The following is a 14486-nucleotide window of genomic DNA, read 5'->3' on the forward strand; positions in this document are numbered from 1 at the left end:
AAGTTCTCCAGGGCGTTCGGTATTTCAGCGTCTCGCTGCGGGGGCGGAGGAAGGTTGAAGCCGGAAGGCGTCGAGGACAGGATAAGGGAGCTGGCCGGGCCTGTTGCAGAGGGCTTCGGACTTGAGCTCGTTGACGTCGCGTACGCCTCGGAGTACGGCAGGAGGGTACTCCGGATCTACATAGACAAGCCGGGCGGCATCACGGTCGAGGACTGCGAGCGCGTGAGCCGGGAATTGAGCGCCATACTCGATGTCGAGGACCCTATACCGCAGAGCTACAACCTCGAGGTCTCGTCCCCCGGGCTCGACAGGCCCCTTAAGACCGAAGCGGATTTTTCAAGGTTCAGGGGCAGGAAGGCCAGGATAAAGACAAGAGAGCCCATCGAGGGCAGGAGGAACTTCAAGGCCGCTATAGACGAGGCCAGGGACGGCGAGGTGCTCGTAACCGACTTCGACGGCAAAAAGTTCACGATAGCCATCAGCAATATTGATAAAGCCAGACTCGAAATAGAGATTTGAAAAATTTCAAGGTAGAATCCGGAGGATTTTGTAAATGCTAAACTTGGCCAATATAATCGACCAGGTCGGCAAGGACAAGGGGATCGACAAGCACATCCTCATCGAGGCGCTTGAGTCCGCGATGCTCAAGGCCGCCGAGAAGAGGTTCGGCCCGAACAAGGTCATAGAGGCGCACTACCAGGAGGAGATGGGCGAGATAGAGCTATTCCTCTTCAAGGAAGTGGTCGAGGACGTTGCGGACCCGGACACGCAGATAAGCTTCGAGGACGCCAGGGAGCTCGACCCGGAGGCCGCGCTCGGCGACAGCCTGGGCGTCAAGCTCGACTCCAAGGAGTTCGGCCGCATAGACGCGCAGACCGCGAAGCAGATCATCATACAGAAGGTCCGCGAGGCGGAGAGGAACATAGTCTATAACGAGTACTCGTCCAAGCGCGGCGAGATAGTGACCGGCATAGTCCAGAGGTTCGAGAAGGGCGACATTATCGTGGACCTCGGGAGGGCCGAGGCGCTCCTTTCCAAGAAGGAACAGGTGAGGCGCGAGGGCTACAGGCAGGGCGAGAGGATAAGGGGCGTGATACTCGAGGTCAAGGTAGAGGCCAGGGGTCCGCAGATAATCCTCTCGAGGACGCACCCGGCGTTCATAATCAAGCTCTTCCAGATGGAGGTCCCCGAGGTATACGAGGGCATAGTCGAGATAAAGGGCGCGGCCAGGGAGCCCGGCGACAGGGCTAAAATAGCGGTGGTATCTCATAACTCCGACGTCGACCCGGTCGGCGCCTGCGTGGGCGTGAAGGGCTCGAGGGTGCAGGCCGTGGTCCAGGAACTGAAGGGCGAGAAGATAGACATAGTCCACTGGTCGGACGACCCGGCCATATACGTGAAGAACACCCTTTCGCCTGCCCAGATATCGAGGGTCATAGTCGACGACGAGGAGCACGCGATGGAGGTCATAGTACCGGACGACCAGCTCTCTCTCGCCATAGGGAAGAAGGGACAGAACGTAAGGCTTGCGGCCAAGCTCACCGGCTGGAAGATAGACATACGGACGGAGAGCGAGTCCAAGGGCGTAAAGGAGAAGCTCTCCCCCGAGGAGGCGCTCCGGAAAGAGGTCCAGGCAGCCGGCGAAAGGGAAGACCGCGAGAGGGCTGCCGCGGCAAGCGATATCGGCGCAACGCTGGGTCTCTCACCCGAATTGGCGGCCAAGCTTGCCGCCGCGGGATACGTGAGCGCGGACAGCCTCACCCATGTGACGAGGGAAGAGCTTGAGAAGATAGAGGGGCTTGACGGGGAGGAGATCGAGGCGGTTCTCGGCGCCGTCTCCGAGCGCTCCGAGAAGGGTAATGCCTGAGAGGACGTGCCTGGGCTGCAGGTCGATCCTTCCGAAGTCCTCCCTTGTAAGGCTCGCGATGGACGGGGAAGGGCGGCTCCGGCCCGACCCTTCGGGAAGGCTCGGGGGCAGGGGGGCTTACATATGCCCGGACGAGGCCTGCCTCAAGGCGGCCTTGAAGAAGAACGCGTTTCACAGGGCTTTGAGGTCGGTCCCATGTGTCCCGGCCGCCGACGCTTTGTGGGAAGAGATAAAAGGCCAGGCGAGACCGGCTAAGGCTTAAAACTTAAGAGCATTGCATCCGGAGACCGGGTGCAAAAGTCCTGGCAATAATATTCGGGCGAGGAAAATGACACAAAAAGAAAAAGAAAAAGAGATACAGCAGGGCGGAGAGGTCGTTGAGAAGCGGATAAAGCCTTCCGTAATAAGAAGGAGGACCGCGCCAAAGCCGCCAGCGCCTGAAAAGGCAGCCCCGGAAGCAAAGGCTGAAGACGCGAAGGCGGCAGTCGCGGAAGCGCAGCCTCAGCCGGCAAAGGAGGCCAGGGGGCCTGAAGCCGCAGCCCCGGCAGCCACGCAGGAGGCCGCCGCCCCCGCAGCCCCGAAAGCCAAGGACGAGAAAAAGGACGATAAAAAGGGCAGGCCCGTAAGGGGAAGGGGCAAGGCCGACGAGAAAAAAGAGGCCCCGAGGAAGACCTCCACCAGGAAGGTAAAGGAAAAATCCGCCGCAGAGATACTCGCCGAGCTTACGGTAGAGGAGGAGCTTGAAAAAGCGGCCCCTGAGCCCGCGGAGGCGGCCGCTCCCGAAGTCCAGGCCGAGGCCGCGCCCACGGAGGCCCCTGCCGCCGCCCAGCCTTCTGTCAAGAAAGAGAAGGTCTTCGAGAAGGAGCCTGAGCTTAAGAAGTTTTTCTCAAGGCGCCCCCAGAAGAAAGACAGGTATCAGAAGGACGCGAAAAAGGCGTCGGCCCAGGCCAGGCCCATGAAGAAGACCGAGATAACGGTCCCGAAGGCCGCCAAAAGGGTAATAAGGATAGTCGACGCCATAAGCGTTGCCGACCTCTCGCAGAAGCTCGGAGTCAAGGCGGGAGAGATAATAAAGAAGCTGATGGGCCTCGGGATAATGGCGACAGTAAACCAGCTCATCGACCTGGACGCGGTCACGCTCATAGCCCAGGAATACGGCCATGAGGTCGAGAGCACCGCTGTCCTGGAAGAGAACCTCATGGAAGCCGGTGTAGAGACCCCGGAGGGGGAGCGCATAACCAGGGCCCCGGTAGTCACGGTCATGGGCCACGTCGACCACGGCAAGACCTCTCTCCTTGACGCCATAAGGAAGACCAACGTCGTAAGCGGCGAGGCGGGCGGAATAACCCAGCACATAGGCGCGTACCACGTGCACCTCGACAAGGGTGACGTAACCTTCCTCGACACGCCCGGCCACGAGGCGTTTACCGCCATGAGGGCCAGGGGGGCGAAGGCTACCGACCTGGTCATCCTGGTCGTCGCGGCTGACGACGGCGTCATGCCCCAGACGGTCGAGGCCATAAACCACGCCAAGGCCGCCGGGGTCCCGATAATCGTAGCGGTAAACAAGATTGACCTCCCACAGGCCGACGCCGGGAAGATAAAGCAGGAGCTTACGGGCTACGGCCTCGTATCCGAGGAATGGGGCGGGGACACCATGTTCGTCGAGGTCTCGGCCAAGAAGGGCATAAAGATAAAAGAGCTCCTCGAGATGATACTCCTCCAGGCCGAGGTGCTGGAACTGAAGGCCAGCCCTGACTCCCCGGCGAGGGGCATAGTGGTCGAGGCGAAGCTCGACAAGGGGCGCGGCCCGGTCTCCACGGTCCTCATACAGGACGGCTCGCTTAAGGTAGGGGACGCCATAGTCACGGGCATGCACTACGGCAGGGTAAGGGCAATGATAAACGACTGGGGCAAGCGCGTCGATAGCGCGGGCCCCTCGATGCCCATCGAGATACTGGGCCTTTCCGGGGTGCCGCTTGCCGGGGACACCTTCGTCGCGGTAAAGGACGAGGCAACGGCCAAGCAGATAGCCGCCATAAGGGAAAGGAAGAGCGTCGAGAAGGAGCGCCTTAAGACCGCCAAGGTAAGCCTCACCGACCTCTACGACAGGATAAACAAGGGCGAGGTCAAGGAGCTGAACCTCATCATAAAGGCGGACGTCCAGGGCTCGATAGAGGCCGTCAAGGAAACCCTCGGCAAGCTTTCGACCGAGGCCGTCAAGATAAAGGTCATCCACAGCGCCGCGGGCGGCATAAACGAGGGCGACGTCATGCTCGCCGCCGCATCCAACGCGATAGTCATAGGCTTCAATATCAGGCCTGACGCAAAGGCGCAGGCGCTCGCCGAGCGCGAGAACGTGGACCTACGCCTCTACGACATCATCTACAACCTCGTCGACGAGATAAAGGCCGCGATGGAGGGCATGCTCTCGCCGGTCGTCAGGGAAGAGGTGCTGGGCAGGGCGTCCGTACGCGATGTCTTCCGCATAACCAAGGTCGGGAACGTCGCCGGATGCTTCATGACCGACGGAAAGGCCGTAAGGGGGGCCAAGGCCAGGCTCGTAAGGGACAACGTCGTCATATACGACGGCAAGCTATCGTCCCTCAAGCGCTTCAAGGACGACGTTAAAGAGGTCGCCTCCGGGTTCGAGTGCGGCATGACCATAGAGGGCTATAACGATTACAAGGTGGGCGACGTAATAGAGCTTTACGTCCTCAAGGAAGAGGCCGCCAAGCTGTAGCAGGCTGCTGAAAAGGCCCGAACTGCTGCGTCGTCTTCAGATTGGACACTCCGGCGTACAATAAAAGTACGCCCCGTTTTTCGACTCCTTGCGTCTCGAAGTTTTTTGAGCAGCCTGAATGCTTCAGCGACCTGATAAAGGCATGCCGGGCTTTTTTAGCCGGAGCCGTTCAATCCAAGCGGACGCTCGGAGCGCAATGGTAATCGGGGTATCGAGAGTAACTCTAATCGTGCATGAGAGCCGGTCTCTGAAGGACAAGAGGCAGGCGATCAAGAGCGTAATCGGAAAAGTCAAGAACAGGTTCAACGTCTCCATTGCGGAAGTGGCTGACAACGACTCGTGGCAGAGGGCCACTCTCGGGATAGCCGCGGTGGGGAACGACAGGGCCTTCGTAAACTCGGTCCTCGACAAGACGCTTTCCTTCATAGAGGGCCTGCACCTTGCCGAGGTCACGGACACGACCATCGAGATGATGAACCTTTAGTAACAGGCACTCCGGTCTGCCGGCTCTAATCCCTGTTCTATATCTTCCAAAGGACAAGTAAATTTCCATGAGCTACAAGCGTTCCGAACGGGTGGCCGACCTCATAAAAGAGGAGGTCGCCTCAATGGTCCTTTACGGCGAAATAAAGGACCCGAGGATTGGTTTCGTGACCATCACCAAGGTCGAGCTCACCCCGGACCTCAAGGAGGCCAGGATATTCTTCAGCCAGCTAGGAAGTCCCGGGGACAGGGAAAAGAGCCGCAAGGGGCTTGAGAGCGCGAGCGGGTACATCAGGAGAAACCTTGCAAAAAAGCTGGATTTGAGGCATATTCCTAAAATCACCTTCCTTTTCGACGAGTCGCTCGAATACTCGGAAAAGATAGAGAAGATGATAAGGGACATGAAAAAGGAAGGGGACCTTTAACGGGCGGACCGCCGTGGCATCGGCGCCTTGAGGCCCGCTAAAGACAGGACATGGACAGAAGGTTTGACGATATAAAACCCGAGATAGAGAAGGGTAGGAAGTTCCTTGTGGTCTCGCACGTAAGCCCTGAGGGCGACGCGATAGGGTCGCTCCTGGGCCTTGCCCTGGCCTTGAGGGCGCACGGCAAGGAGGCGGTCGCCTATCTCGAGGACCAGGTCCCGGACCTTTTCAAGTTCCTCCCCGGGGCCGACACGATCGTCCACAGTCTCGATGGGGCCGGGCCGTTCGACGCGACCTTCGCGGTGGACTGCGGCCAGAAAGAAAGGCTCGGAAAGGGCTTCGTGGGGCTCAAGGAGCCTGGCAAGGTCATTAACATAGACCACCACGCGACGAACGACTCATTCGGCGACTATAACGTCATAGAGCCGGGCGCGAGCGCCGCAGGCGAGATGGTCTACGACCTCTGCAAGGCCGCGGCCCTCCCTATCACCAAAGAGGTGGCCGTGAACCTTTACGTCGCGATACACACGGACACCGGCTCTTTCCATTACTCTTCGTCCACTCCGGAATCATTCATAAAGGCGGGCGAGCTCGTGAGGCTCGGCGCGGAGCCCTGGGAGGTCTCCAAGCGGGTCTACGAGAACCACCCGGCAAGGAAGTACAAGCTCCTCGGCATGGTGCTTTCGACCCTCGATGTGGTGGGCCTGAACGGCGGCGGAAATGCCAAGGCCGCCACACTTGTCGTAACGCAGGAGATGTTCAGGAAGGCCGGCGCGGAAAAGGACCTTGCCGACGGGTTCGTCAACTACGCGAGGGGCATCGAGGGCGTGGAGGCGGGGGTCCTCTTCAGGGAGGCCGGAGAGCTCGAATACAAGGTGAGCCTCCGCTCGAAAGGCGGGCTGGACGTTTCGGCGGTCGCCATGCGGTTCGGGGGCGGCGGCCACAGGAACGCCGCCGGGTTCATGCTCAAGGGGAGCCTCGAGACCGTTAAGGCGAAGGTCATAGAGGCGCTTAGAGGCGAATCCGGCAGGGTATGAAAACGCAGGCCGGGCCAGGGGCGCGGTTTCTTATAGAGGCGTGAAGGCGCTTTCCGCGGGATATAACGGCGTCCTGGTAATAGACAAGCCCCAGGGCTGGACATCGCATGACGTCGTCCAGCACGTAAAGAGGAAGCTCAAGGCAAGGAAGGCCGGGCACCTGGGCACCCTTGACCCCATCGCGACCGGCGTGCTGGTGCTGGTGCTGGACTCGGCTACGAAATACGCGTCGACCCTGGGCGCCGGCGCCAAGGAATACCTGGCCGCGTGCAAGCTCGGCGAGGAGACCGACACCTACGATAGCGAGGGCAGCGTCGTAAGGGCCCCCGGCACGGGAGGCCTTGCCGGCGATGATGTCAGGAAGGCCTTGGATGGGTTCAGGGGGCGCATAAGCCAGGTCCCGCCAATGTACTCGGCCGTGAAGAGCAAAGGCACGCCGCTTTACAAGCTCGCGAGAAAGGGCGTCACGGTCGAGAGGGAGCCAAGGGAGGTAACGGTCCACGAGCTTGAAGTGACGTCCATGGACCTCCCGGTGCTGGAGTTCAGGACCGTCTGCTCCGCCGGGACCTATGTGAGGTCCATTTGCCACGACCTCGGCGAAAGGCTCGGGTGCGGGGGTCACCTTCAGGCCCTCCGGAGGACGAGGTCAGGGGCTTTCCGCATAGACGAGGCGGCGCACCCGAAACTTCCGGCGGAGGAGCTCGCTGAAAGGATAATCCCGCTGGATGAGGCCCTGAAGAGGGCCGCGCTGGAAGCCGGGCCCCAGGGTCCTGAAGCATAGATTTTCCTTTTATTATCTAAAAAGAGGTGTTACTATCGTTTTGCCCGTTTGCCGCACGTCGCGGGCTTTCCGCAAAAAGCGGCGCGGCTTAAGGAAGACAGGACTTTTTGAATCGCCGGAACGCTCTCGTTTTCAAGCCCCTGAGAGATTACCCATACGCATTCAGTCATGAGAGAAAGGAGGTAGTAAAAAGTTCAGATGCTGGCTACCGAAAAGAAACAGGAGATAATAACGTCCTTCAAGACGCACGAGAAGGATACCGGGTCGCCCGAGGTGCAGATAGCGCTCTTGAGCGAGAGGATCAACAGCTTGAGCTCGCATTTCAAGACCCACAAGGCTGACCACCATTCGAGGAGAGGCCTCCTCAAGATGGTCGGTCAGAGGAGAAGGCTTCTCGACTACGTCAAGAAGAAGGACGTCGAGCGCTACAAGGGCATAATCGAAAAGCTCGGTCTCAGGAGATAAAGGACGGTTGGGGGCGGCTCGTTCCGCTTCTCTCGCCGGGCGGCCGCTTACCGGCCGCGCATCCCGTGTCATGGAGGCCCCTATTCAGGGTCTCCCTTAAAACGAGGGCGCAGGGCGCTTGTGCGCTTTGGGCCCTGTAGTATTTTGTCCACAAAACTTAGGAGAATGGGATCAGAATGAGTAAATACGAAACCACATACGCCGGCAGACCGCTCACTATAGAGACTGGCAGGATGGCCAGGCAGGCGCACGGCTCTTGCACCGTGAGATACGGCGATACGGTCGTGCTGGTCACGGCCTGCAGGAACGACGCCCCCGCAGCGGGTGTCGATTTCATGCCGCTCACGGTCAATTATACAGAGATGACATACGCCGCCGGCAAGATACCAGGCGGCTTTTTCAAAAGGGAAGGAAGGCCGAGCGAGAAGGAAGTGCTGGGCTCAAGGCTCATAGACAGGCCTCTTCGCCCGCTCTTCCCGGAAGGGTATTACAACGAGACCCAGGTAATAGCGACCGTGCTTTCGGTAGACCAGGAGAACGAGCCTGAGATCGCGGCCATGATAGGCGCGTCGGCTGCCCTCGGCATCTCGGATATCCCCTTTGGCGGCCCCATAGCCGGCATCCGCGTGGGATACGTTAACGGCGAACTCGTCGCCAACCCTTCCTTGAAGCAGCAGAAGGAGAGCGAGATAGACCTCTTCGTGGCCGGGTCGGACGGCTCGATAATAATGGTCGAGGCAGGCGCGAAGTTCGCCTCCGAGGAGCTCCTCGTAAAGGCCCTCGCCTTTGCGCAGAGCGAGATGCAGGGCGTGATCGAGCTCCAGAAAAGGATGGCTTCCGAGCTGGGAAAGGCCAAGATGGCGGTAAAGGCCGCGGAGGCGGACCCGGAGCTTGATGCAAGGGTGAAGGAACTCGCCGTCGAAAGGCTTAAGGCGGCCCTCCGCATCCCTGTCAAGCAGGAGAGGTATGCGGCGGCAGGGGCCTTGAAGGACGAGATAAAGGCCGCTCTCGCCGAGGCCTTCCCCGGGAGGGAAAAGGAGATAGACTCCATCTACGGGGACTTGAAATACAACCTCATGAGGGAGATGGTCGTAAACGAGGGGAGAAGGGTGGACGGCAGGGGGCCGAAGGACATCAGGGCCATAACCTGCGACGTGGGACTCCTTCCGAGGACACACGGCTCGGCCCTGTTCACCAGGGGCGAGACCCAGGCCATGGTCGCCACGACCCTCGGCACCTCTGAGGACGAGCAGAAGATAGACGCCCTCTCCGGGTGGGAGTACAAGACGTTCATGCTCCACTATAACTTCCCGCCGTTCAGCGTGGGCGAGGTGAAGTTCCTCCGCGGGCCCGGAAGGCGCGAGATAGGCCACGGCGCGCTGGCCGAGAGGGCCGTAAACAAGATACTGCCGCAGGAGGGCTTCCCCTACACAATAAGGGTCGTCTCCGACATACTCGAATCGAACGGCTCGTCCTCGATGGCGACCGTCTGCGGCGCCTCCCTTTCGCTCATGGACGCCGGAGTGCCGACGCTCGGGCACGTTGCGGGCATAGCAATGGGCCTTATAAAGGAAGGCGGCAAGGTCGTGATACTCTCCGACATACTCGGCGACGAAGACCACCTTGGCGACATGGATTTCAAGGTCGCGGGCACCGCGGAGGGAGTGACCGCCCTCCAGATGGACATCAAGATAAGCGGCGTGACCGCCGAGCTCCTTAAGGACGCGCTCGAGCAGGCCCGCGAGGGAAGGCTCCACATACTCGGGAAGATGAGGGAAGCCATCGAGACGCCGAGGGCCGAGCTCTCCGCCTACGCGCCGAGGATAACGACCATATACGTCAAGCAGGAGAGGATAAAGGACGTCATCGGGCCCGGCGGCAAGAACATCAAGGGCATCATACTCGAGACTGGCGTCAAGATCGACATAGACGACACCGGCAAGGTGAACATCGCCTCCGTTGACGGCGCGGCAGCCGAGAGGGCCATTGCAATGGTCAAGGGGCTTACGCAGGACGCCGAGATAGGCAAGGTCTACATGGGCAAGGTAAAGAAGGTGATGGACTTCGGGGCCTTCGTCGAGATATTCCCCGGGACCGAAGGCCTCGTCCACATCTCGCAGCTCGCCCATGAGCGCGTAAAGAACGTAAGGGACGTGGTCAAGGAAGGCGACGAGGTCCTCGTCAAGGTGATCGACATCGACAGGGACGGGAAGATACGGCTTTCGAGGAAAGAGGCGCTCGGAGAGACGCTCTAAAAAATCGATCTTTCCCCCGGACTCTGCGCCGGGCCGGGAATAAAAATGCTCACATATTGTTCACATATGCTCCGCTTTTTATTCCCGGCCTTCCTTGATTGCGGGAAAGATCTCTGATTTTTAGAAGTTGCCTGATTTTATCCGGCTTAAGGAAGATCAGCCCGGGGCCTGAACGGCCCCGAGAAAAGCAATGTCCATTATCAAGAAGACCCTTCTCGGAAGCGGGATCCCCGTCATCACGGAGGAGATGCCTGACGTCGAGTCGTCATCCATAGGCATCTGGGTGAACACCGGCTCAAGGCACGAGACCCCGGAGATAAACGGGGTTTCCCATCTCGTAGAGCACCTCCTGTTCAAAGGCACTGAAAGAAGGACGGCCCTCGACATCTCGATGGAGATCGAGAGCGTCGGAGGCGTCCTTAACGCCTTCACAGGCAGGGAATACACCTGCTTCTATTCCAAGACACTCAATAAGGACCTTCCGAAGGCGATAGACCTCCTCTCCGACATCTTCATAAACTCGAAGTTCGACCGCAGGGATATGGAGAAGGAGAAGCTCGTAGTCCTCCAGGAGATAAAGATGGTGGAGGATACGCCGGACGACCTCATCCACGACCTCTTCGCAGAGAGGTTCTGGGACGGGCACCCGCTCGGCTGGTCCATTCTCGGCCCCTCGAAGACCATAGAGTCGATGACGAGGTCGAGCGTCCTTAAGTATTTCAGCGCGCAGTACTCCCCGCAGAACGTCTTCATAACGGCCGCCGGCGGCCTCAGCCACAGGAGCGTTGTGCGCCTGCTTAAGCCCTTTTTCGAGGGCCTTGGGAAGGCAGGGACGCCCTCGGGACGCACCGCGCCGAAGGCGCTCCCCGGAGTAAAGCTCGTCAAGAAGGAATTAGAGCAGGTGCACATGTGCATCGGCGTTCCCATGCCGCCCCAGCCGCACCAGGACCGGTACAGGGTCTATCTCATCAACACGATCCTCGGCGGCGGCATGAGCTCAAGGCTCTTCCAGGAGATAAGGGAGAAGAGGGGGCTTGCCTATTCCGTCTATTCCTACTTGAACCTCTGCAAGGACGCGGGGGCCCTTACCGCGTACGCCGGGACGTCCGCCGAGAAGTTCTCCGATGTCGCGGGGCTTGTCTTGCGGGAGTTCGAGAGGTTCCCGAAGGACGTAACCGCCTCGGAGCTAAGGAACGCGAAGGAGCAATTGAAGGGCGGGATGCTCCTGGGCCTCGAGACCAGCGACAGCAGGATGATGAAGCTTGCGAGGGACGAGTTCTACTTCGGCAGGTCTGTGCCGGTCAGGGAAATAGTCAAGCACATAGACTCGGTGACGCTTTCGAGCCTCAAGAAGCTTGCAAAGGAGCTCCTTTCGCCCGAAAGGGTCACGATGGTCGCGATGGGGAAGGTGAGCAACCGCAGCCTTCCGACGCAGTTCAGGGCACAGGCCGGCAGGCATTGAATCGCGGGGCCGTATATGTTAAATTTATAAGCGGAAACAGCCATGAGGATACTCGTAGTAGAAGACGAAAAGAAGGTCGCGGCGTTCATAAAGAGGGGGCTTGAGCAGGAGAGCTACGCCGTTGACGTGGTCGAGGACGGCGCCGAGGGTCAGAACTACGCCGAGATGAACGACTATGACGCGATCATCCTCGACATCATGCTCCCGGGCAAGAACGGCCTCGAGGTCCTTAAAGACCTGAAGGCAGCCGGCGTGAGCTCGCCGGTCCTCCTACTTACCGCCCGCGATTCGGTCGAGGACAGGGTCAAGGGCCTGAATGTCGGCGCCGACGACTACCTTACGAAACCCTTCGCGTTCGAGGAGCTGCTTGCGAGGCTCCGGGTCCTCATGAGAAGGGGCGGGTACGGCGCGCCTGTGCTAAAGTTCGCCGACTTGAGCCTCGACCCTGCCACACGCAAGGCCAAAAGGGGCGGAGTGGAGGTCGAGCTTACGGTAAAGGAATACGCGCTACTTGAATACCTCCTCCGGAACCCGAACAGGGTGCTCACGAGGACCCTCATCGCGGAGCACGTATGGGACCAGTCCTTTGACAGCGAAACGAACGTAGTGGACGTCTACATAAACCATCTCAGGAGCAAGGTGGACAAGGACTTCCCCCAGAAGCTCATCCACACCGTAAGGGGCGTGGGGTACGTCCTGAAGACCGAAGAGTAACCAGGCCCCGCATCCGCCCTGCCGCCCTTCTTGGATCAGCCTCCCAGTGATTTAAGGCAACATCCCTTAAAAAGTGATCTTTTCCCCGGACTCTGTGTCGGGCCGGGAATAAAAATGCTCACATAATGTCATATATGCTCCGCTTTTTATTCCCGCCTTCCTTGATTGCGGGAAAATCTCTAGTTTTCAGAAATTGCCTTATAATTAAATCATGTAGGGGCCGTTAATCCGGCTTTATGCGTTTTTACGCCCGCAGCTCTGGTGATAATCTCCACAGGGCAGCCGGTTTTTATACTCTATTGCAGGAGGGGGCATGGAGCGGCACTGCAGCATAAACGAGGCAAGGCCTGAAGACCTTACCCATATAAATGGCATAGGCATAGAGACCGCAAGGAACATAATCGAGTACAGGAACAGGCGCGGCCGTATAAACGACTGGGAGGAGCTCCGGGGCGTCCCGGGCGTGACCGACAGGGCCATCGAGGAGATGCGTAGCGAAGGGTGCACGCTCGGCCGCTACGGCGGCGAAAGGGAAGGTTTCCTTAGAAGGCTCCTCAGGACATTCGGGCGTTAAAGCCGCGGCCCATGACAGCGATCCGTGTAAGATCGTAAGCGAACGGAAACGGCATGGGACGGCCGGCGCGGTCGAGCCAGTCCGGCAAAATACAGACACGGTCACGCCGCGTTTGGGCATAGCTACCCGTACTGCGCAAGGACTGCCCGCGCCTTTTTTTGTTTTTTCTCCGATTAGTAGTATAATGAGACGAGCGCCAGGAATCGATACTGGCGCGCCTGGGGCCGTGTAATGCTCTCGAATCTCGTAAAAAACGGGCTTGGCAGGATTGTCGGAGAGGCGAACTGCTCTTTTTCCAAAGAGGAACTCCTCTGTTACTCCTACGACGCCACGAACACGCTACACCAGCCTGATGCCGTCGTATTCCCGTCAGGGCCCGAAGAGGTCTCTCTCATCCTCAAGATGGCCAACTCCGAGGGATTCCCGGTAATACCAAGGGGCGCGGGCACGGGTTTCTCCGGTGGGAGCCTCCCGGTCGAAGGGGGTGTGGTAATATCCTTCGAGCGGATGAGGAAAATACTCGAGATAGACACGGAAAACCTCGTGGCAGTCGTAGAGCCGGGGGTCGTCACATGGGACCTCCAGCAGAAGGCGGAAAAGCTCGGCCTTTTCTACCCCCCCGACCCGTCGAGCCTCAAGTTCTCGACCATAGGCGGCAACATAGCCGAGTGCGCGGGCGGGCCGAGGGCCGTGAAATACGGCGTGACCAGGGACTACGTCCTCGGGCTCGAAGCCGTGCTCCCGACCGGCGAAATAATCAACACTGGCGTTAGGACCGCGAAAGGCGTCGTCGGCTACGACCTTACGAGGCTCCTCGTAGGCTCGGAAGGCACGCTCGGGATAGTCACGAAGGCCGTCCTTAAGCTCCTGCCCATGCCCGAGGCGACGGTAACCATGCTGAGCCTGTTTAATGACTTGAGGGACGCGGCAAGGGCCACCTCGGCAATAATAAACGCCAAAATAATCCCATCGACGCTCGAAATTATGGACAGCGTGTCCATAAAGTGCGTGGAGGGGTTCGCAAAGACGGGCCTCCCTGAGGCCGGGGCACTCCTCCTCATAGAGGTGGACGGGCACATGGCGGCAGTCGATGCCGAGGCCGAATCAGTACGCAAGGTCTGTCTTGAGAACGGGGCAAGCGAATTCAGGCGAGCTGCGGACAAAAACGAGGTAAAGGACCTCTGGAAGGCAAGGAGGGCCGTATCCGCGGCCCTCTACAAGGCCCGGCCCGGAAAGATAAACGAGGACATAGTGGTCCCGAGGTCGAGGATACCCGATCTAGTTGACGGGCTCAGGGGAATATCCGAAAAATACGGCGTCCTCATAGCGAGCTTCGGACACGCCGGGGACGGGAACATCCACGTGAACATAATGCATGACAAAAAGACGCAGGCTGAATCTGCCCTGTCCGCTGCCGAGGACGTCTTCAGGCTCGCCTTGAGCCTCGGCGGGACCATCTCCGGCGAGCACGGCGTTGGCGTGGCGAAGGCCCGCTACCTGGATATGGAGCTTAAGCCTGAAGCGATAGAAGCAATGAGAAGGATAAAAGAGGCGTTCGACCCCAAAGGGATATTAAACCCCGGGAAGATATTCCCTGGTCCACGAATCTCAGTGCGTGCGCCAGCCGGCGCCGGATTTGCCGGCAAGACTTGAAGCGCCGTAGCGTTCCGGTCCTCTAAG

13 protein-coding genes and 1 pseudogene are annotated in these 14486 nt (G+C 59.2%); all 14 read left to right on the plus strand.

Features of this window, described 5'->3' with window-relative positions; translation table 11 throughout:
- Window positions 1-54: 54 nt before the first annotated feature.
- The gene (rimP, locus tag QY316_05625; GenBank protein WKZ33876.1) at window positions 55-519 is read left to right on the plus strand and encodes a ribosome maturation factor RimP; all 465 of its coding nucleotides are present in this window, start codon (window positions 55-57) and stop codon (window positions 517-519) included.
- Between the two features lie 34 nt (window positions 520-553).
- Window positions 554-1867 carry a transcription termination factor NusA gene (gene nusA / locus QY316_05630; protein WKZ33877.1) on the plus strand — a complete coding sequence of 438 codons (1314 nt, stop codon included), beginning with the start codon at window positions 554-556 and terminating at the stop codon, window positions 1865-1867.
- Complete coding sequence (locus QY316_05635) at window positions 1860-2129, plus strand: YlxR family protein (GenBank protein WKZ33878.1); 270 nt, start codon at window positions 1860-1862, stop codon at window positions 2127-2129. The genes nusA and QY316_05635 overlap by 8 nt, the downstream gene beginning before the upstream one ends.
- A 489-nt stretch (window positions 2130-2618) precedes the next feature.
- Window positions 2619-4610 (plus strand): annotated as a pseudogene (infB, locus tag QY316_05640) (translation initiation factor IF-2).
- 196 nt (window positions 4611-4806) lie between these two features.
- Window positions 4807-5094 (plus strand): DUF503 domain-containing protein, encoded by a 288-nt coding sequence (locus QY316_05645; protein ID WKZ33879.1) that lies wholly within the window; start codon window positions 4807-4809, stop codon window positions 5092-5094.
- 67 nt (window positions 5095-5161) lie between these two features.
- Window positions 5162-5518 carry a 30S ribosome-binding factor RbfA gene (rbfA, locus tag QY316_05650; protein ID WKZ33880.1) on the plus strand — a complete coding sequence of 119 codons (357 nt, stop codon included), beginning with the start codon at window positions 5162-5164 and terminating at the stop codon, window positions 5516-5518.
- Between the two features lie 50 nt (window positions 5519-5568).
- Window positions 5569-6555, plus strand: a complete 987-nt coding sequence (locus QY316_05655) for a bifunctional oligoribonuclease/PAP phosphatase NrnA (protein ID WKZ33881.1) — start codon at window positions 5569-5571, stop codon at window positions 6553-6555.
- 40 nt (window positions 6556-6595) lie between these two features.
- Window positions 6596-7336 (plus strand): tRNA pseudouridine(55) synthase TruB, encoded by a 741-nt coding sequence (gene truB / locus QY316_05660; protein WKZ33882.1) that lies wholly within the window; start codon window positions 6596-6598, stop codon window positions 7334-7336.
- A 198-nt stretch (window positions 7337-7534) separates the two neighbouring features.
- On the plus strand, window positions 7535-7801 hold the full coding sequence (gene rpsO / locus QY316_05665) for a 30S ribosomal protein S15 (GenBank protein WKZ33883.1): 267 nt from the start codon (window positions 7535-7537) through the stop codon (window positions 7799-7801).
- A 176-nt stretch (window positions 7802-7977) separates the two neighbouring features.
- Window positions 7978-10056 (plus strand): polyribonucleotide nucleotidyltransferase, encoded by a 2079-nt coding sequence (gene pnp / locus QY316_05670; protein ID WKZ33884.1) that lies wholly within the window; start codon window positions 7978-7980, stop codon window positions 10054-10056.
- A gap of 196 nt (window positions 10057-10252) precedes the next feature.
- Window positions 10253-11518: a pitrilysin family protein gene (locus tag QY316_05675; protein ID WKZ34085.1), complete on the plus strand. Its 1266-nt coding sequence runs from the start codon at window positions 10253-10255 to the stop codon at window positions 11516-11518.
- Window positions 11519-11560: 42 nt separating this feature from the next.
- Window positions 11561-12232: a response regulator transcription factor gene (locus QY316_05680; protein WKZ33885.1), complete on the plus strand. Its 672-nt coding sequence runs from the start codon at window positions 11561-11563 to the stop codon at window positions 12230-12232.
- Between the two features lie 313 nt (window positions 12233-12545).
- On the plus strand, window positions 12546-12806 hold the full coding sequence (locus tag QY316_05685; GenBank protein WKZ33886.1) for a helix-hairpin-helix domain-containing protein: 261 nt from the start codon (window positions 12546-12548) through the stop codon (window positions 12804-12806).
- A gap of 231 nt (window positions 12807-13037) precedes the next feature.
- Complete coding sequence (locus tag QY316_05690) at window positions 13038-14459, plus strand: FAD-linked oxidase C-terminal domain-containing protein (protein WKZ33887.1); 1422 nt, start codon at window positions 13038-13040, stop codon at window positions 14457-14459.
- The last annotated feature ends 27 nt before the right edge of the window (window positions 14460-14486 follow it).

It is taken from the genome of Thermodesulfobacteriota bacterium (assembly GCA_030583865.1).
Taxonomy (GTDB): Bacteria; Desulfobacterota; GWC2-55-46; order GWC2-55-46; family GWC2-55-46; genus UBA5799.